Annotated in this window: 12 protein-coding genes; all 12 read left to right on the top strand. The window is 42.6% G+C overall.

Annotated features, from left to right (window positions below; translation table 11 throughout):
- The first annotated feature begins 234 nt into the window (after nucleotides 1-234).
- A complete protein-coding gene (locus ACO1R6_RS15605; protein WP_486265882.1) occupies nucleotides 235-1,344 on the top strand; it encodes a TolC family protein in 1,110 nt (369 codons plus the stop codon).
- Nucleotides 1,345-1,357: 13 nt separating this feature from the next.
- On the top strand, nucleotides 1,358-2,407 hold the full coding sequence (locus ACO1R6_RS15600; protein WP_486265881.1) for an efflux RND transporter periplasmic adaptor subunit: 1,050 nt from the start codon (nucleotides 1,358-1,360) through the stop codon (nucleotides 2,405-2,407).
- A gap of 39 nt (nucleotides 2,408-2,446) precedes the next feature.
- Nucleotides 2,447-5,620 (top strand): efflux RND transporter permease subunit, encoded by a 3,174-nt coding sequence (locus ACO1R6_RS15595; RefSeq protein ID WP_486265879.1) that lies wholly within the window; start codon nucleotides 2,447-2,449, stop codon nucleotides 5,618-5,620.
- Between the two features lie 202 nt (nucleotides 5,621-5,822).
- The gene (locus ACO1R6_RS15590) at nucleotides 5,823-6,440 is read left to right on the top strand and encodes a TetR/AcrR family transcriptional regulator (RefSeq protein ID WP_486265878.1); all 618 of its coding nucleotides are present in this window, start codon (nucleotides 5,823-5,825) and stop codon (nucleotides 6,438-6,440) included.
- An 87-nt stretch (nucleotides 6,441-6,527) separates the two neighbouring features.
- A complete protein-coding gene (locus tag ACO1R6_RS15585) occupies nucleotides 6,528-6,791 on the top strand; it encodes an acyl carrier protein (RefSeq protein WP_486265877.1) in 264 nt (87 codons plus the stop codon).
- 406 nt (nucleotides 6,792-7,197) lie between these two features.
- The gene (locus ACO1R6_RS15580; protein ID WP_486265875.1) at nucleotides 7,198-7,989 is read left to right on the top strand and encodes a GntR family transcriptional regulator; all 792 of its coding nucleotides are present in this window, start codon (nucleotides 7,198-7,200) and stop codon (nucleotides 7,987-7,989) included.
- A 445-nt stretch (nucleotides 7,990-8,434) separates the two neighbouring features.
- Entirely contained in the window at nucleotides 8,435-9,601 is a 1,167-nt protein-coding gene (locus ACO1R6_RS15575; protein ID WP_486265874.1) for an MFS transporter, read from the top strand.
- A gap of 202 nt (nucleotides 9,602-9,803) precedes the next feature.
- The gene (locus ACO1R6_RS15570; RefSeq protein ID WP_486265873.1) at nucleotides 9,804-11,309 is read left to right on the top strand and encodes an L-fucose/L-arabinose isomerase family protein; all 1,506 of its coding nucleotides are present in this window, start codon (nucleotides 9,804-9,806) and stop codon (nucleotides 11,307-11,309) included.
- 497 nt (nucleotides 11,310-11,806) lie between these two features.
- Entirely contained in the window at nucleotides 11,807-14,935 is a 3,129-nt protein-coding gene (locus ACO1R6_RS15565) for a SusC/RagA family TonB-linked outer membrane protein (protein ID WP_486265872.1), read from the top strand.
- A gap of 27 nt (nucleotides 14,936-14,962) precedes the next feature.
- On the top strand, nucleotides 14,963-16,396 hold the full coding sequence (locus tag ACO1R6_RS15560) for a RagB/SusD family nutrient uptake outer membrane protein (protein WP_486265871.1): 1,434 nt from the start codon (nucleotides 14,963-14,965) through the stop codon (nucleotides 16,394-16,396).
- A 159-nt stretch (nucleotides 16,397-16,555) separates the two neighbouring features.
- The gene (locus ACO1R6_RS15555; protein WP_486265869.1) at nucleotides 16,556-19,015 is read left to right on the top strand and encodes a hypothetical protein; all 2,460 of its coding nucleotides are present in this window, start codon (nucleotides 16,556-16,558) and stop codon (nucleotides 19,013-19,015) included.
- 244 nt (nucleotides 19,016-19,259) lie between these two features.
- Nucleotides 19,260-20,089, top strand: an 830-nt coding sequence (locus tag ACO1R6_RS15550; protein WP_486265868.1) for a glycosyl hydrolase, incomplete at its 3' end; no start/stop codon positions are given.

Raw genomic sequence — 20,089 nt, 5'->3', positions numbered from 1 at the left:
CATTACCTGCGCCGCCCTCTACCACATCAACGGCCGTTTCCCGCGGCCATTCATCAAATTCAAAACAAAGTGGCGAATTAAAGAACAAGGCAAACTTGTATTTTTTACGCTTGCGAGTAATGATAAACTCTTTTGGATCAATGAAATCTGGCATCCGCTCTATTATACAGGTCTTCCTCTGTTATAATAAGCATAAATGGAAATGGCACTGGTCAACTGAATACTTTTCCGGCTTTGGCTACTCAATTATTGCCCGGCGAATTAGCCGGCCAGCCGGGTGAGCTTATTCCGGTGCAGTTTGGTACCAAATACAACGTGTCGGGCGGGGTAGACCTGCAGCAGCTTATTTTTAATAAGTCGTTTTTTGTAGGCTTAGAAGCAGCCAATACCACCCGCGAACTGTATGCTTTACGCAAGCAGTTAAGCGAAGAAGAAATTATTTACAACGTGGGCTCGGCTTATTTGCAATTGCTGCAAACCAAAGAACAGTTTAATACCATTGATGCCAACACAAAACGGCTGGAACAACTGGAAAAAATATTGGATTTGCAATACCGCAACGATGTAGCTACTAAAGTACAGGTAAACCGGGTAACCGTGAATAAAACTAACCTGGAGAACCAACGGCAAACGCTTGATGCTGCTTATAGCCAGCAAAAAAATGCCCTGAAATTTTTTATGGGCTTGCCTATGGACCAGGATATTCAGATTGCCGAAAGTGCTACGGTTTTAGATAATGCCGTGCCGTTACAAGACGATGCCAGTGCCATTCTGGCCGACCGCATTGATTTTAAATTGCTTACCACCCAAAAAGCGCTTTACAATTTAAACGTAAAGAATATCGAGTCGCGGTATTATCCTTCGCTGTCGGGTATTGGTTCATTTAGTACCAATGCGCAACGTAACGAGTTTAACTTTTTCGATGGCAATCGGCCCTGGTTTAAAGCGGTTACTTTGGGTATTCGTTTAAACGTGCCCATTTTCGATGGTTTTCAGCGCCGCAACCAGATTCGTCAGGCCCAGGTAGAGGTAGACAAAGTAGACCAGGATATTTCGTTACTGACCCGTAATACCCAAATGGCCTTACTCAATGCCAATACGCAAATGAAAACCAGTTTGTCGTCTATCCGGGCGCAGGAGCGTAATGTGGAGCTGGCGCAGGAAGTTTACCGCAATACCAACGAATTGTACAAAGAAGGTTTATCGCCGCTAACCGAGTTACTCGATACGGAAGTAAGCTTACGTGAAGCCCAAACCAATTTAAACAACGAAAGATTAAAATACCAGCTGGCCCAGCTGACTTATTTACAAGCCAAAGGAAATCTAAAAACACTTATTAAGTAGTACATAACCCAAAATGAAAAAGATTATTTATATCATTATTGCTGTAGCCATTATCGGATTTGGTGCTTACACGCTGGTAAATAACAAAAAAGAAATGGCCGCCGAAGCGGCAGTAGCCGAGATAAAAAGCGAAGCTATTTCGGTGCAGGTAACCCAGCCCGCAGTAGACAAGCTAGACCGTTCTTTTATTGCCCAGGGTAATTTTGCTCCTATCCAAACTTTGGCTTTAATGTCGGAGACCTCTGGCCAGGTGCAACGCGTACTGAAACGCAAAGGCGACCGCATTAGAGCCGGCGAATTGTTGTTACAGGTAGAAGCCAATACCATGAGCGCCGACTTAGCTACCGCCCAGGCTAATTTTGAGAAAGCCCAGCGTGATTTAGGCCGGTTCGAAAATTTAGCCGCCGGTGAAGCCATCACCAAACGGCAGTTAGAAGATGCCCGCCTAAACGTTAAAACTACGCAGGCCCAGTTAGTAGCCGCCCGGCAACGGGTAAACAAAACCCGTATTACCTCACCCATTAACGGCGAGATAAATGAAATATACGTGGAAGTAGGTTCTTACCTGGGTATGGCCACCAAGCTGTACGACATTGTAAACGTAGACCGCCTGAAGCTGAATGTAAAAGTAGACGAAGCCCAGGTATTGCTGATTAAAAAAGGCGACAAAGTAAACGTGAGAGCCAATGCGGGTGCCGGCGAAGTACAAGGTACCGTAACCGCTATTGCCGCCCAGGCCGATAACTCTTTAAAATACGACGTGGAAATTGAAGTAAAAAACCCGGCAAACAACAGCCTCCGGGCTGGTATGTACGGTACCGCTTCTTTTGATATTGCCGATACCAAAGATGCCCTTTTATTAGCCCGTGCAGCCCTGGTGGGTAGCGTGCAGGATCCATCGGTTTACGTGGTGGAAAACAATGTGGCCAAACTGAAGAAAATTAAAATCGGAAAAATTACCCAGGATAAAGTTGAAGTGCTGGAAGGTTTGACCGCCGGCGAAAAGGTTGTACAAAGCGGCCAGATTAACCTGCGTGATGGCTTAAAAGTGAGTATTCTGTAAGCTGGGTTATAGACCCCAATACACAAGAAATAAAAAGAAATGAATATTACAAAAATATCCATACAACGGTCTACCCTGGTGGTGGTAGTGTTTACCGTTCTAACTTTGCTGGGGGTAGTATCTTACAACTCGTTAAACTACGAGTTGCTGCCTAAATTCAGCCCCCCGGTGCTAACCATTACTACCTTGTATCCGGGTGCTTCGCCTTCTGAGGTGGAGAACTCAGTAACCAAGGAAATTGAAGACGCGATTTCTTCCCTGGAAAACGTAGACAATATTAAAAGTACGTCGCAGGAAAGCTTCTCAATTATCGTCGTGAATTTAAAACAAGGCACCAACGTAGATTTAAGTTTACAGGATGCGCAGCGGAAAGTAAACGCCATGCTGGCCCGTTTGCCCGAAGATGCCGATGCACCCGCCTTGGGAAAATTCGACTTTGATGATTTGCCAATCATGAACGTAGGTGCTACGGCCAACATGCCTGCTACCGAATTCTTTGATTTGATTGATAAACAAATTAAACCGCAGTTATCGCGGGCACAAGGGGTAGCCCAGATTAAAGTACTAGGTGGCCAGGAGCGTGAAATTAAGGTTAACATGAACGCGAATAAGCTGGAAGCCTACGGTATTTCGGCGCTGCAGGTAATGCAAGCTATTCGTACTTCTAACCTAGATTTCCCGACCGGTGAAATTAAAGATGCGAATGGCCAAACCCAGATTCGTCTGGCTGGTAAATTCCAGTCTTTAAATCAATTGCAGAATTTGGTGGTGCGCCAAGATAACCGGGGCGTTGTGCGCTTAAGCGATTTAGCCGAGGTGCAGGATTCGCAAAAAGATATTGATGTATTGAACCGGGTAAATTCCAAATCTTCGGTAGGTATTACCATTCAGAAGCAATCCGATGCCAACGCGGTGGAAGTAAGTGCGCAAACCCGCGCTACCTTAACCCAATTAGAGAAAACCTATGCCAACGTAGGCTTAAAATTTAATATTGCCAACGATACTTCCATCTTTACGCTGGAGGCAGCCGATTCCGTTATGCACGATTTGTTCCTGGCAGTAATATTAGTAGCCGTGGTAATGTTGTTGTTCCTGCACAGTTTACGGAACGCGATTATTGTAATGGTTTCTATTCCGGCCTCCTTGGTGGCAACTTTTATCGCTATTTACCTATTCGGTTTCTCCCTTAACCTGATGTCGTTAATGGCGATATCGCTGGTAGTAGGTATCTTGGTGGATGATGCCATTGTGGTAATTGAAAATATTTACCGCCACATGGAAATGGGCAAAAAACCTGCTCAGGCGGCCTACGATGGTATCCGGGAAATTAGTGCAACCGTAACTTCTATTACTTTGGTAATTGTAGTAGTGTTTGTGCCGCTGGCGCTTTCAACCGGTCTGGTATCTGATATTCTGCGGCAGTTTGCCGTGGTGGTAGCGGTTGCAACCTTAATCAGTTTGTTCGTAGCCTTTACCTTAATTCCATTATTAGCCAGCCGTTTTTCTAAGTTAGAGCATGTATCAAACAAAAATTTATTTGGCCGCTTTATTTTGGCTTTTGAACGTTTCTTAGACCGCGTAATCGATGGATTTACAGCAACGCTGAAATGGTCTTTTAATCATAAAATTATAGTAATAATATTAACCATAGCGGCTTTTATTGGTTCCGTTATGCTGATACCGGGCGGCTTTATTGGTAGTGAGTTTATTGGTAACGGTGACCGGGGCGAAGTTAACTTCCAGTTAGAATTACCTAAAAATGCGACCGTAGAACAAACTAACCAAGCCACGATGCAGTTTGAAAAATACTTAGGAAAATATCCTGAAGTAATTCGGGTATTTACTACAGTAGGTGCTACTGCTGCCTCGCAGGAAGGCCAGGGTACGGCTTATGAGTCAGAAGTGTTTGTGGCTTTGGTACCGGTAGATCAACGGGATTTTAGTACGGAAAAGTTTAGCCGATTAGTAAAGGCTGATGTGGAAGGTCTGATTCCCGGAGTTAAAGTTACGCCCGTTCCGGTGGGGATGGTAGGTAACGCGCAAGCTCCTATTCAGATTGTGTTGTCTGGTCCGAACCTCGATACTTTACTTTCTTTCTCTCAGCGGGTAATGAACGAAGTAGTGCAGGTGCCGGGTACTTCCGACGTAGAAACTTCGGTAGAAGGTGGTAACCCCGAAATTGAAGTGCAGGTAGACCGCGACAAAATGGCGAGCTTAGGCTTAACCTTGGAAAGCGTGGGTGCTGGTATGCAAATTGCCTTTAGTGGTAATACCGATGCCGAATACCGGGAAGGTACCAACAACTACGATATCAACATCCGGTTAGATGAATTTGACCGCCGGAACGTAACGGATATCTCGAATTTATCATTTGTGAATAATACCGGACAAACCATTCGTTTAGGTCAGTTTGCCGATATTAAACAATCATCCGGTCCGTCTAAACTGGAGCGTACAAACCGGGTAACTTCCGTTAACGTAAATTCGCAAGTAGTGGGTCGTCCGTCTGGTTCGGTAGGTGCCGAGATTCAGCAACGGTTGGCGGCTATTAAAATGCCGCAGGGTGTGGGTATTACGTACGAAGGTAACCTGAAAAACCAATCCGAAGGTTTTGGTACGTTGGGTGTTGCTTTATTAGCCTCCATCATCTTTATGTACCTGATTATGGTGGGCTTGTACGATAGCTACGTGTATCCATTTGTGGTATTGTTCTCTATTCCGCTGGCGATTATCGGGGCTTTATTAGCCTTGGCTTTAGCCTCCGAAACCCTGAGTATTTTCTCTATCCTGGGTATTATCATGATGATTGGTCTGGTAGCGAAGAACGCGATTATGGTGGTAGACTTTACCAACAAGCTGAAATCAGAAGGGGTACCGGTAAAAGACGCCTTGGTTGAAGCCATCCGCATTCGTTTCCGTCCTATTTTGATGACTACTCTGGCGATGGTGATAGGTATGTTGCCGATTGCCTTAGCCGGTGGTGCCGTAGCTGCTTCTAAAAACGGTTTGGCCTGGGCTTTGATTGGTGGTTTAAGTTCCTCTATGTTCTTAACTTTGATTGTAGTGCCTATTATTTATTACCTGTTCGACCGCGTTTTGGCGAAGTTTGGTTTAGACAAGAGCACTAAAATTGAACTGGAAGAAAAAACACTGGAAGAACTGGAGCACGAAACTGCTATGTTGGAAGAACAAAAAATGGCTCATAGCTATTAACTATAAACTTGTATTTTGATTAACCCGGGTGTGGCAATATTAAACAGGCTGCACCCGGTTTTTTACGAACTGAATATTTACACATTTCTGGTTATTCGTTAACCACTAAAATTAAAAAATAACCAACAGCTTACCGCAGTGGTTAAAAGGCAGCTACTTTAAGCCATAATTATAAGTCGGTGTACAAGCTAAATTTAAATAAATGGAAGCGGGGACAGAGGTAAAAGAAAGAATATTGACGCGTGCTTTTGAGTTGTTCCGACAGTACGGTATTAAAACCATTTCGATGGCCGATATTGCCGCGGACTTAGGTATCTCTAAAAAAACAATTTACAAATGGTTTGCCGATAAAGATGAGTTGGTGGCTGAGTCGGTTAAGGCATACCTGCAAGAATTAAAAAATATTTGCACCGGCGCCTCTGATGATGCCGTGGAAGAGTTTTGCCAGACCATAAACGCATCTATTCAAAAGCTTTTGCATTTACACCCTGCTTTCTTTTATGATTTAAAAAAATACCACCAACCAGCTCATCAAATCTGGCAACAGTATAAGCAAGACCATATTGTGCAGCTATTTCAGAACAATATTTCGCGCGGTATTAAAAGCGGTTTGTACCGCCCCGATGTAAACCCCGAGGTAACCGCCCGCTTATACCTGGGGCAACTGCAGGCGCTTTATTACTCCGATTTGTTTCCGGCCACCGAATATAACCGGCAGGAAACATATCTGCAAAACCTGAGACATTTTGTATTAGGCTTGGTTTCGCCGGCAGGATTTAAAATATTACAGCAGCTCTGCTCAAACTATTGCAAAAAATAAATTTTTATTAAACGGTAAGTATTGCCGGTATTTAGTTTAACAATTTACTATCCTTTTAAATTTTAAAACAGATTTTTATCGACCCCCATGGTTACGCATCCAACCAATTCGCTTCGTCAAAATATTGCCCAACTCATTCAGCAAAAAAAAGGTATCCGGACGGCCCGTATAGTAACCCAATCTTTTGAGCAGCTTGGTTTCGACTCGGTTGATTTATTAGAGATTATTCTGGCTGTAGAGCAGCAATTCCAGGTTACCATTCCCGACGAGATTCCCTTAAATTCTGTAAACGATATAGTATCTTTTATCCGGAAAGAAGAAGAGGCCGAGGCGCTACTCGCCGTTTGTTAAAAATAGTTTTGCAGTAATTCTGTAAATAGAACTATTAAGCTAATACCTTCCGTTTTAAGTGAATTTTTTATCACTTATGCGGGAGGTTTTTTATTGTAAGTCAGTTTTCTTCACAAAAAGCTATTATAAAGCTGGTTTGGTTAATATTAAATAAAACCAACTAGTATCTAAACTATCATAAAGAAAATATAACTAACAAAGAATTTATACCAATTAGTAATGGAAGCTTGTTTATGCGATCGGGTATAAAATAATTCATTACTTATGATACTAGAACTGCAACTTTAAAAGGCGCTGAGATCTGTTTCAGAAATTTTATTCTATTACCTATAGTTTTATTATGACTTGCAAAAAGCTTTAATTATTGAATATTTACTTTATTTTCTAATTTTAAGCCTTGTGATGCTTGCAACCTGATATCAGAATGAAACCAAAGTTTATTTCTATTAGTGAAAATATCATCGACAAGATAAAATCAGGTGAATTACAGCCTGGAGATAAAATACCTTCAGAAAACGAGCTAATCAAAACTTATCAGGTGAGTAATACCACTGCCCGGAAAAGTCTGCTGGAAATTGAATCTAAAGGATGGGCCCAGCGGATAAAGGGCAAAGGCACTTTTGTGCTCAACCGGACAGAAGACCACCATATTTTACGGACCTTAGGTTCTATCGATTCAACCAGGCGCGGGTTTAATGAAAGTTTACGGGCCGAAGGTTTTAACCCTAAAAATATTCTCCTGGAAAAAACCGTTTTGCAGCACGGCATGTCGTCTGAAATAAGCGGAAAGCATTTTATAATAGAAGGGCCGGTTTTAAAAATACACCTTTTACGCTATGCCGATGATGTTATTGTGAAAGACGAAATACGTTATATTTCCTTAAAGCTTTGTCCTAAGATAAATATGTTACCTGCTGATGTATCTTTCTTTAAGGTATATGAAGATAAATATCATTTTAAAATTACAGGTATTAAACAAACCCTAAGTGCCGATATTTTAAAGCCTGGTGCTGCTGATAATAATTTTGATTCCCCGGATCAGATTCCTGTATTTATTCTGGATAGCGTAGTCATAAGTCAGCCTGATGTAGTTCTGGAAATTGAAAAGTCTTATTACCGTGGCGACAAATATAAATTTGCGGTAGTAGTTAATCCCGAATACAGTGACACCACCAATGTTGAAAGAAAAAGCAGATAAAAATACTTTGAATCCAAAGCTTAATTAGTTCTATCTAGAATATAGCGAATGTTGGTTCTTTTTACGCTTCACGCTCCTGCATAATATCAACTCTTCTTTTACACTTTAGCCCTTTTGATTTTAATCTCTCTTTAAATAACTTGGTGCGTTAAGTTGATATAAATTTTAAGCCCTGTTTTTGAATAGAATAATATAAATAAATATCAAAATAGACAGTTAATTCAATAAAATAGCTTAAATATTGAAAATAATATAATTTATTAATTATTTGCATAGTTAATTATAAAATATTTTCAAGGAATAATTTGCTTATTTTAATCAGAAATTTTAATATTGAGTATCAACTTGGTGCGTTAACTCTGTGATAAATAAAATACGCTGGTTTATTCTTGGGCTTATTTTTATAGCCACTGGCTTGAATTTCCTGGACAGGCAGGTATTGTCTATGACTATTATAAAAATTCAGGACGAATTTAAAATGGACAATGTGCAGTACGGGATGGTGAATACCAGTTTTCTGATCAGTTATGCTTTAATGTTTACGGTTGGAGGAAGATTAATTGACAAAATAGGCGGAAAAATTGGACTGGCATTGTCGGTAGGCGTTTGGTCGTTGGCTAGTAGCTTGCATGGCATTATGAATAATTTTCAGCAACTACTGGCATTTAGATTTTTGTTGGGTATAGGCGAAGGAGGCTGTTTTCCGGGGGCAGCTAAAACAGTTTACGAGTTATTTGGCAAGAAAGAAAGGGCTTTTGCCAATGGTATAGCCATTGGCGGCTCCGCTATCGGGGCCGTACTGGCGCCACCACTTACTATTTGGATTTCTGGTGCTTACGGGTGGCGGTGGAGTTTTGCCATTCCTGGTTTAGTGGGCCTGCTTTGGGTATTAATCTGGCTTGTAATACCATGGCCGGGAAAAAGCAAGGTACAGAATGAGGCAATTGTACTGGAGCAGGAGAAAGCCCCGGCTATACCGTTTCTGGACCTACTTAAAAATAAGGAAGCGTTTACATTTATATTAATCCGGTTTTTACTCGATCCGGTTTTCTATTTCTTGATGTTCTGGGTGCCTAAGTATTTAAACGAAGAACGTGGCGTATCTTTTGAAAGAATTGGTGAGTTGTTTTGGGTGCCATTCTTAGCCTTAGGCGTCTCAAATATTGCAGGAGGCTGGTTTTCAGATAAACTCATTTCCTGGAATATGTCTGTAAACAAAGCCAGAAAAGTTGTAATGGGAATTGCCGCCGCAGTAACCATGGTTGCCCCTTTTATCTCTTTTGTTTCCTCGGTGGAGTTTGCCATATTTTTAATGTCGGTAATGATGCTGGCCCATGGCTTATGGATAACTAATTATATTACAGCTATTTCGGATGTTTTTGGAAAGTATGCCACGTCTACGGTAGTTGGTATGTCGGGTACAGCCGGGGCGCTTTCCGGCTTAATTGTTAATCCGTTTATGGGAAAAATAATCGAGGATTATTCTTATTTGCCATTATGGGTAATTGCTGGTCTGATGTACCCGCTAGCCTTTGTTTTGCTATTAGTTTTAATTCCTAAGTTAAAGCCATTAGAAAGTAAATTAGCGCCCAAGGTGAAAACCTATATTTAAAGTAAAGGTATCTTCTGCTTATTAATTCTAGCGCATTAAGTAGAAAATTAAAAGCAATATAAGAAAGGTGTAATTCCTCATATAATTCCTTTGAGGGAGTTCACGCTATACATTCATCTAGATTTAAGATACTAGACTGAATAACTTTTTTAAAGCATAAGTTAGTGCACTAAGTATTCGGGAAATTTATTAAACTTACAATATGGATCAATTTGAGGAATCGATTATTACTGAACCGGTCTCTGCGGGCAAATCTGCACCGGTAATAAAGAAACGAGTAGAAACAATACCGAGAATTGGGGTTTTTGGCGTTGGGTACGCCAAATATTGGGAGCAGTTTGAAGGGCTTTATGATCAAATGTTGGAAAAGCAGGAAGTCTTTCTTAAAAAAGTAAAAAGGAACCGGGCCGAAGTAGTTGACTTTGGTATGGTAGACGATGTTGCCAGTGCCTATGAACTATTACCCAAATTAAAAGGGGCTAATCTGGACCTGATATTCTGTGATATGCTTACTTATGCTACTTCCAGTACGTTTGGTATAATTATCAAGAGTATAGACGTGCCAATTGTTTTAGTAGCCTTGCAACCAGATAAAGCCTTAAATTACAGCAAAGCATCTACCCATCAGCAACTGTATAACGATGATATCTGTTCGTTACCGGAGTTTACCGGGGTAGCGGTTAGAATGGGTAAAAAAGTTCCGGATGTTATTATTGGTACCCTGCACGATGACCCGGCCGCTGAATCAGAAATAGCTGAATACTGCAATATCTCGCGGGTTTTACATGATCTCAAGACAGCCAGAATTGGTCACATCGGCCACCCGATTGAAGCCATGCTGGATATGCACTCGGATGCTACCATGCTTACGGCACATTTTGGGGTACATATTGTACAATGTGAGGCCCATGAAATTGTTAGAAAGTACCGAGAAGTTAAGGCAAAAGATGTTGAAGAAGAAAAAGAACGTATCCTCGATTTTTTTGATACCCCAGAGCCGGTTTCAGACCCTATTTCGGAAAAGTTGCGCGATGCTGATTTAGAGGTGGCTGCACGCGTATCGGTGGCACTCGAAGATTTTGTAGAGGATAGAAAGCTAACCGGGCTTGCCTATTATTACGAGGGAGAAGATAATAGCGAAACCCGTATGGTAATGACTAATTTAATTGTGGGTAACTCCTTACTAACCGGTGCTGGTTTCCCGATGTGCGGGGAGTCGGACCTGAAATGCTGCATTGCGATGTTAATAATGGAGCGTTTAGGGATTGGCGGTAGTTTTGCTGAATTCCATCCGGTAGATTTTGAAGAAAACTTTATCTTGGTTGGGCACGACGGCCCGCATAATGTTACGATTGCGCAAGGCAAGCCGGTATTGCGGAGCCTGAAAAAATATCATGGCAAGCCGGGTTTTGGCGCCGGAGTTGAATTTAAGATTAAAGAAGGGCCTATTACCATGCTGAGCATAACCTCTACTTATGAAGGTAAATTTAAATTCGTGATCGCAGAAGGTACATCAGTAGAAGGGTCAATTCCACCAACGGGCAATACCAATACCCGGGGCTATTTTAAACCTGATGTACGAACATTTTTAAAGAAATGGGTAAAGGAAGGGCCTACCCACCATTTTGCCTTAGGAGTTGGCCATCATGCCCACACCATTAAAAAAATAGGCGATTACCTAAACATCCAAGCAGTAATTGTGGAGTAAGAAAATACGGATTAATTATGCTGGTTTAAGACAAAATACAATCCTTATAAGCCTTATATTTTAATACACTGTTTAGATAGATCTCGCAATAGTACAGTTTTAAGTTTATTCGGTTAATAAGTAAACAGAAGAAATGCGGTAGCATTTAGTCTACTACTTGTTGGCCTGTACTTTTTGCCAAAGGCAGGAGCGAATCTTTTTGCCAAGAAAGAGAAAGCTAATGATAGCCATTGCATTCATTTTATTTAAATACTTAGTGCGTCAAGCTTTAAATCGAACACATTTTTCAGGCAATATTTAGAGTGATGAAGTCAGGTTTATTTAGTTCTGCCATTGCATCAAAGATAGGAATCAAAGACCTGCCACTCATTTTATAATACATTCTGAGCTTAAAACCTAAAATTCCACCACTATAAATAATTAAATTATGCATTATGGAAAATGTAAAAACTAATCTGTTTTATCTGAAGTTGTGTTGTGTTACGTTGATTTTTTTCTTGTCTGTAAAAAATCTGGCGGCACAATCAACCAGCAGGATAGAAGTTAGCGGAACTATTAAGGCCGCGTTAACTGGTGAACCTTTAATTGGGGCAACTATTGTTGAGAAAGGAACCACAAATGGCGCTACTACCAATGCATCAGGACAATTTACTATTAACGTAAACAGAAATGCCGTCTTGGTAGCTTCTTATATTGGCTTTTTGTCTAAGGAAGTACAACCAGGCAATCAGTCAGTTTTAAATGTTGTATTGGTTACCGACCAAAAGAGTTTAGAAGAAGTGGTAGTAGTGGGGTATGGCACCCAAAAGAAACAAGATTTAACGGGTTCTATTGTGAACCTCTCTGGTAAGGAATTGTTGCCTACGCCAACCGCTAGCTTTGATCAGATGATGCAGGGTAAGGTTGCCGGAACCCAAATTAATCAAACCTCCGGCGCCCCGGGGGGTAATGTTAACATCGTGATTAGGGGTGTTAGCTCTATTACAGGCGGAAATCAGCCTTTGTATGTGATAGATGGCTATGCCATAGGTACCGGCGGGGGCGGTTCAGATTTGAGCAATTTCAACGGTAACTCCTATACTTCCAGCGGGATGGCTAACAATACAGCAAATAAAATAAATCCGCTAAGTACCATTAACCCCGCCGATATTGAATCAGTTGAAATTTTAAAAGATGCTTCGGCTACGGCTATCTATGGCTCCCGGGGAGCAAATGGTGTGGTAATAATTACGACCAAAAGAGGGAAAAAAGGGCCGCCAGCGATTGATTTAGAAGTATCGGGCGGTATCCAGACCCTGGCTAAAAAGCTAGATTTATTAAATCCTCAGCAATTTGCCGAGTTTGTGGCAGATGGTCGGGATAATGCCTGGATTTATAGCGGGGGCAAAGCAACCGACCCCAATGATAAAAGAACCCAGGCAACTTGGGTTAAACCGGAATTTCGTAACCCCGGGAGTTTGCCTACCAAGGGTACTGACTGGCAAGATGTGATTTTCCAGCCGGCAGCTATCCAAAATTATCAGTTATCAACCAGTGGCGGCAACAATGATATCCAATATTATGTGTCGGGGGGGTATTTTAACCAGGAAGGCATTATTGTCGGTTCTAACTTCAAAAAATTTAACTTGCGAAGCAATATAGATGCTTACCTGACCAAAAAAATAAAATTAGGTTCTTCTTTTGCGGCATCCCACTCGTACGGTGATTTTGCCCGGGCCGAAGGCCATTTGCAGCACCGGGGCCTCATATCAGCAGCCTTGGCGGCTTCTCCCACCATTCCCATTTATGACGCTAATGGCCAATATTTTTCCGAATTATTGGACCCCATGGGCGTACCGGTCGAAAATCCTCTTTTAATTATTGATGAGTTTAGTGACAAAAGAAATTCTACCAATATTTTTACGAATAATTATCTGGAGTACCAAATTTTTAATGGGCTGTCCTTTCGAACATCGGTTGGTGTAAATTATACCGTTAACGATACCAAATTGTGGAAGTCATCGGCTATTGGTTTGGCTACCAGTAAAACCGGGCCCGCTACTGCCGGCGTTAATAATAATAAAAGCCTGAACTGGTTACAGGAAAATACCCTCAATTTTAAACGCCTCATCAACGAAAAACATGATTTTAATGCCGTAGTAGGATTTACCGTGCAAAAAAACGCCGATAATATCTTGCAAGTTGGTGCCACCGACTTCCCAACGGATTATATTACTTATCTGGCCGGCGGTAACATCAACGCCGGCACCAACTATTTATCCGAATGGTCAATGCTTTCGCTGCTGGGCCGGATAAATTATACTTTAAACGGAAAGTATCTTTTTACGGGTACCGTTCGGCGGGACGGCAGTTCCCGGTTTGGCGCCAATAACAAATGGGGAACCTTTCCTTCCTTCTCTATTGGTTACCGCTTATCCGATGAACCTTTTATGAAGCCGTTAACCTTCCTGGCGGATCTGAAAATCAGAGCGAGCTATGGCGCTTCCGGCAATAACCTTATCGGCAATTATGCCCATATTGGCTTATTAGGTATTTCCAGGTATGTTGCCAATAGCCAGGCGGTGCTGGGAATTGTGCCGCAAAGCCTGGCCAATGACGATTTAACCTGGGAACGATCGCTGCAAACTAATTTAGGCTTAGATATTGCTTTTTTTGAAAACCGCTTATCTCTGACGGCTGATGTCTATCGAAATCATAAAAAAGATTTACTGCTGAATACCCTGCTGCCGGCAGCATCTGGTTTTGGTTCCTCTACCCAGAATATTGGAGAATTAGAAAATAAAGGGCTTGAATTAGCTTTGAACGCAGATGTTCTCCGGGCGAAGGATTTTGTCTGGAATACGAATATTAATTTCAGTATGAACCGGAACAAAGTACTGGCGCTAAGTTCTTCCAATTCCCGCATTACTAATTCTACCTACCAGGTAACAGAAGTGGGTAAACCTATTTCCAGTTTCTTTTTATTAAAGGCAATTGGGGTGTTTCAAAATCAGGCCGAAGTGGATGCCAGTGCGAAACAGCACCCTAATACCCAGCCTGGCGACTTAAAATTTGAAGATGTTAATAAAGATAACCGGATTACCGATGCCGATAAAACAATTGTTGGTAGTCCCTGGCCTAAATATACCTTTGGTTTTAATAACCGGTTTACTTATAAAAGCCTGACGCTGGCCACGAGTATAGTGGGCACGCAGGGAAATTTAGTTTATTTCCAGGGCGGCGAAATTGCTTTAAACAGTGCCGGGGTGCAGAATCAACTGGCCCAGGTAGATCGTCGCTGGAAATCTGAGGCTGATCCGGGTGATGGTTTGGTGCCGCGGGCCATCCGCAATGATTATGCCCGCGGATTGGGTTCCAATTCTCGGTATTTATTCGACGGCTCCTTTGTCCGGATTAAAAATATTAACCTGGCTTATACCTTTCCGAGCCATATAGTCGAAAAAATGCATATTCCCGCGCTCACAATATTCGGAGATGTATCTAACGTGTATACTTTTACCAAGTACCCTAGTTATGATCCCGAAGGAAGTACCAGTGGCGATAACGTAGCGGCCACCGGGGTAGATTTTTTCTCTTATCCTATTCCCAGAATTTTTACCATGGGCTTAAGGATAGCTTTTCAATAGTCAGCTATAATTTTTATATAGAAAGTCATGAAAAACAAAGTCTTATATTTCCTGCTGTTGTTAATTTCTATCACAGCTTGTAAAGATTTTCTGGAATTGCAACCGGAACACCAAATTAATGACCAGAATTTCTACCAAACCGATAATGATTTTGAAAAGGCTTTAGTAGGCGTTTATGGTACTTTTCAGGGGCTGTATAACAACGACCTGCTTTATATGGGAGAGTTAACAACCGATAATGCCGAAATACAATGGTCTTCTCCCTCCGTGGCCGAAGCCGAATTTGATGAAATGAATATTACCCCTACCAATACAGTTATCCAGTCGGCCTGGAATAAAGGTATGTATACGATAAGCCGGTGTAATGTAATTATTAACCGGGTAGAGCAGGCCAAAGTTAGCCCAACCGTTAAAGACAAAATACTGGGCGAGGCTAAATTTATGCGGGCCTTCAGTTATTTTAACATGATTCAGTATTTTGGGCAGGTACCGATCAATAACCAGGAATTTAGAAGCCCTAACCAGATTGCCGAGGCGGATTTGTCTTTAAAGTCCAAGGAAGAGGTTTACAAAATTATTGTTGATGACTTAATAAGTGCGGAATCTCTGTTACCAGAAGGGGTAAACCCAGATAAAGGAAGAGCTTCACGGGGCGCGGTTAAAACCTTGCTGGCAAAGGTTTATCTGGCTCAGCAGCAATTTGGTTTAGCCGCCAACAAGTTAAAAGAGGTGATTGATAGCAAACAATATTCGCTGGTAGCAAATTACGGGTCTTTGTTCTCTAAGGGGAATAATAATTTAACTGAATCTATTTTTGAAATAAAATTTATATCGGGTGCCAACCTGGGCAATACCTATTCCTCTTTGTTTACCCCGGCGCTAATCAGCATGGCAATTTTTCCGGGCAATCAGCAAGGGAGCGGCAGAATAACCCCCTCCCTTAACCTTATAAACAGTTATGAACCAAATGATATCCGGAAAACGGCCTCGGTACGGGATTCAGTGCCTTTAATTGGGGGGAAAAAGAGCTATAGCCGTTACGGTTTGAAATTTGTGGATTTAACGGCCGTAAATCCCTCGGATGGGGGGATAAATTTTACGGTTCTCCGGTACGCCGATGTTTTGCTGATGTATGCCGAAGCCTTAAATGAACAAGCTAAAACTTCTGAAGCGCTTCCATTCTTAAACCTGGTACGCAATCGGGCCAAATTAGGTGAACTGACGGGGCTTGATCAGGCAGCTTTACGTTTGGCACTTGAAAAAGAAAGACGCATCGAATTTTTATACGAAGGGCACCGCTGGTTTGATCTGGTCCGAACCGGACGGGCAAAAGCAGTTATTAACGCCCATTTTGCCAGTAAAGGCCTGAATTTTTCGGTGGAGGATCATGAGTTGTTAATGCCGATTCCGCAAAGAGAAAGAGAAATAAATCCAAACCTGGGGCAGAATAACGGATATTAACCGGGTAAGGTGGCCTATCCAAATCAAGCATAACCTTGCTTTATTCCTGCTTCTATAATTCCACTGCTGTAATTTCTTATGAACGCTAAAACGATAAATATTTTTTGGGCTGCATTGGCCGGAATGATCCTAGGGTGTACCAGTTCTAAGCCCCTTCCTTTGCTGGGGGAAGTAACGTTAAAAGGGCAGTCCTTCCATAACATCACCCTCGAAACATCTCTAAAGCCTTTTAAGCAAAACAATAAGGCTTATATCCAGCGGGTAGCCGCCGAAATATTTACCCAGTGGCATTCCCTGCTCCGGCATACCGATACGGTTTCCATAATGCTCTGGACCGCCGACGGCTCCGAAATATTGGATTATAAAGGCGATATGAAGCAGCCACTGGAATGGGCCCGGTATATGGGCAATCCTAATACGGCGCATGAAGTTGGTTCCGGGCCAAAAGAACTTTCCTTGCACGAAAGGGCATACCTCTACACAGAAAATCCACCGGAGTTTACTTACGGAGACCTTAAATTTATTGTCCAAACCCTGAAAGAAACAGGGAGAAAAATCACCGGAAAACCTATCAGGGTAGGCGCTACGTTTGACCCGGGACCGGAATTTGCCAAGTCAGAATTTAAATACAAAAAGCATCCGGAAATTCTGGGGGGCAATGCCATGGGCCATAAAAGCTTTGTGAGCAGTTATTCCGTTCTTAACGCCGATAAGGATACGTATGCCGGCTTTCCCAAAGGCATTCCGGCTAATACCCCTTTTGGCACCTTTTTTGGCCGCCAGAGCCAACATTTTCTGAAAGACCTGGGGTACGATTACATCTGGTTCAGCAATGGGTTTGGGTTTGGCGTAGAAGCCTGGAATTCTACTGGTGCTCTGTTTACCGGCCGGAGCTTTGAGCCGGAGAATTTACCGGATATCCAATCTAAAATTATTAATTTCTGGGATCTTTTTCGGCGGGAATGCCCGGATTTTAGAATCGAAACCAGAGGTACTAATTTGTCGACGGGTACGGATTTGGCCCGGGACGGAGTAGATCTACGGGCTATTTACACGGGCAAATATAATATGCTGCCGCCACCAAATTCTCCTTGGGCAGCCTTGGACGGGGACTTTGGCTTAGAAATGGTAGGTTATATGTCTAGGATGGCGGAGTTGCCTGATGATCGGTATATTTTCCGGTATTATACCCACGACCCGTGGTGGGTAAACAGTCCCTGGCTAGACCGCTACGGCAGCGAACCCCACGATATTTACCTGCCAATGTCGGTAGGCCGGATAAATAAACAAGGCGAGCTGCGTTTACCTACGCACCTCAATTTCTTGACCATTGACAATACTTATGGCGAAATGCCTACCCAGGTGCCGGATGAGGTTATTCCCCATATTCTGAAAGGCCGCTACCATGCACCTACCGCTCCCGGACCGCTGGTGTGGGTATATCCGTTTGATGAATACCATGATTGGGCTTATAAGCAGCCGGACCGATTACCGGAAATTTATTACGGCGATTGGCTTATTCGCCAGGCAATCAACAACGGTTTTCCCCTGAATACGGTACTGTCTACTGGGTCTTTTCAAGCGGTTTTGGCCAACAAGCCGGACAGCTTTAAGGAGTCGGTTCTGGTTGCAATTGTACCGGAATCTGGTTCTCCTTTGGAAAAAACATTAATTAAATTTGTAGAAAAGGGCGGTAAACTGCTTATTTACGGACCTGCCGATCATGCCGGAAGCGCTTTTCAGGAATTATTAAACCTTCAAAACCAAGTTGCCTTAGAGGGGGAACTAGAAATAGTTTCTACTTTAGAAACCGACCGACTGGAGAAAAAATACCCGAACAAAATATTGCATAATGCCCTATTCTCGGGAGGGGGAATCCGCACCAGGGTTAAAACACCAAACGATACTCATACCCGGATTCTGGCCACCATGAAGAAAGGTAATGAGGTACGGGATGTGGTATGGGTGCGGGAAAAACCCGAATGGCAGGGCGGGAAAGTAGCTTATGTCCGGGGAACAAATTCGAGTACCTTTCAGGGAGGGAAATTACTAACCCCAGATGATCCGGAGAAATACTTTGTCGGCCCACTTTTTCTGCGCTATGTACTAAAAGAGTTTGGGGTAGATTATCGGGTGGAGAAGCAAGACCCTACCATCACCAGCCCCGTCCTGACCGTATCCCGGAGCAACAATGGTTTTTTCTTTTCCGGCTACGTTCCCAACACCACCGTTAAGCACCGGTTTAAATTCCCGCAGGGAGCACCTGTACTAAATGGTTTCGAAACTAAACTGGAAAACGGTTATTCAACTTACGGGCTGCCAACCGCCTGGCACCGGGAATGCCGGGTTTTTGTTGAACAATCGGAGGGCATTGTTGGGAGCAAAGAAGTACACTCCGGAGAAAAAGGAATAAGCCGCCGGTTACGAATTACCGGGTTAAACAATGCTACCGTTCGGGTTTACCCCGATGCGGAGGTAACAGCGCAAAATTTTCGGGTTCACTTAAACGCCGGCTATCCTTACAAAACCGGCCAGTATGCTTTCAAAGCAGGAGATTCAAAACATGGGCAGCATTTTGTTATCGAAAATGTCTCGGGAAGCCTGATTGTTTCCTGGTAAACAAACGAAAAATTTAAACTTTACAAAGTTTGTAAAAAATGAATTCTGCTTACCCATAATGAGTAAATGTAAATATTAAAACAGCTTTTAAACTGTTTTTTCAGTGCTGGAAACATCAGGTCCCTTGTTTTTTTAGAAGGTGTATTGGCAGAAGTGGGTTGATTAAACAGGAATACTGATTATTCTGATTAATCCGATTACAAGTACTTGGGAAGTCAACAATTAAGCTAAATACCACCACAACATGAAAGTTAATTTTTCTGTCCTGGCTTTAGTCATTTACTTACTTTTACTATTTTCCTGTAATGAGACAAATAGAACAAACACCTACGAAACATTAAAAGCAGGCTTTAAAAATCCGCCGGTTACGGCCCAGCCCAAAGTTTACTGGTGGTGGCTTAACGGGAACGTGGATACAGTTAGGCTAAAAGAAGAATTAGTAGCTATTAAAAAGGCGGGCATTGGTGGGGTTGATATTTTTGAAATTGGCGTTCCGCCTTACACCAATCCAAATAATATGATTCCTGCCGGCCCGGCATTTATGGGTAAGGAATCGCAGCAGGCCATTAAAATTGCTATAAAAGAAGCGGCTAAACTAGACCTGGAAGTGGGTTTTAATTTGGCCAGTAGCTGGAATGCCGGTGGGAGTTGGACCCAGCCGCAACATGCGGCCAAATCGCTTTACTTATCCCGGTCAAAAATAAAAGGTCCGGCAAACCAGTCAGTAGCTTTGCCTTTTCCGGCAATTCCCAAGACCGATGCCAAAGGCAAGCCGCTTTTAATTAAATACAGGGAGAATGGTAAACCCTTGTATTATGAAGAAGTAGCCGTGCTTGCTGTGCCTGCCGGCCTACAGAAGAGCAGTTTAGATACCACCAAAATAATAGATGTTACAGCCTTTTTTAATGCCCAAAAGGAGGTGTTATCCTGGCAAGCACCGGCCGGTGAATGGGATATTTTTCGGTTTGTTTGTGCCAATTCGGGTGAGGAATTAAAGTTGCCCAGTCCTATCTCCAAAGGCCCTATCATCGACCATTATGACTCGGCTGCTACCCAGGCGCATTTTAGTTATTT

It is taken from the genome of Adhaeribacter sp. (genome assembly GCF_057359045.1).
Note: the sequence above shows the minus strand (reverse complement) of the source record. Positions and strands in the feature narration are given on the sequence as shown.

Excerpts from the sequence above, each read along its gene's own strand:
- ACO1R6_RS15590 (WP_486265878.1), top strand. The coding sequence starts at position 5,823 with ATGGAAGCGGGGACAGAGGTAAAAGAAAGAATATTGACGCGTGCTTTT.
- ACO1R6_RS15595 (WP_486265879.1), top strand. The coding sequence starts at position 2,447 with ATGAATATTACAAAAATATCCATACAACGGTCTACCCTGGTGGTGGTA.
- ACO1R6_RS15575 (WP_486265874.1), top strand. The coding sequence starts at position 8,435 with ATGACTATTATAAAAATTCAGGACGAATTTAAAATGGACAATGTGCAG.
- ACO1R6_RS15560 (WP_486265871.1), top strand. The coding sequence starts at position 14,963 with ATGAAAAACAAAGTCTTATATTTCCTGCTGTTGTTAATTTCTATCACA.
- ACO1R6_RS15585 (WP_486265877.1), top strand. The coding sequence starts at position 6,528 with ATGGTTACGCATCCAACCAATTCGCTTCGTCAAAATATTGCCCAACTC.
- ACO1R6_RS15600 (WP_486265881.1), top strand. The coding sequence starts at position 1,358 with ATGAAAAAGATTATTTATATCATTATTGCTGTAGCCATTATCGGATTT.
- ACO1R6_RS15570 (WP_486265873.1), top strand. The coding sequence starts at position 9,804 with ATGGATCAATTTGAGGAATCGATTATTACTGAACCGGTCTCTGCGGGC.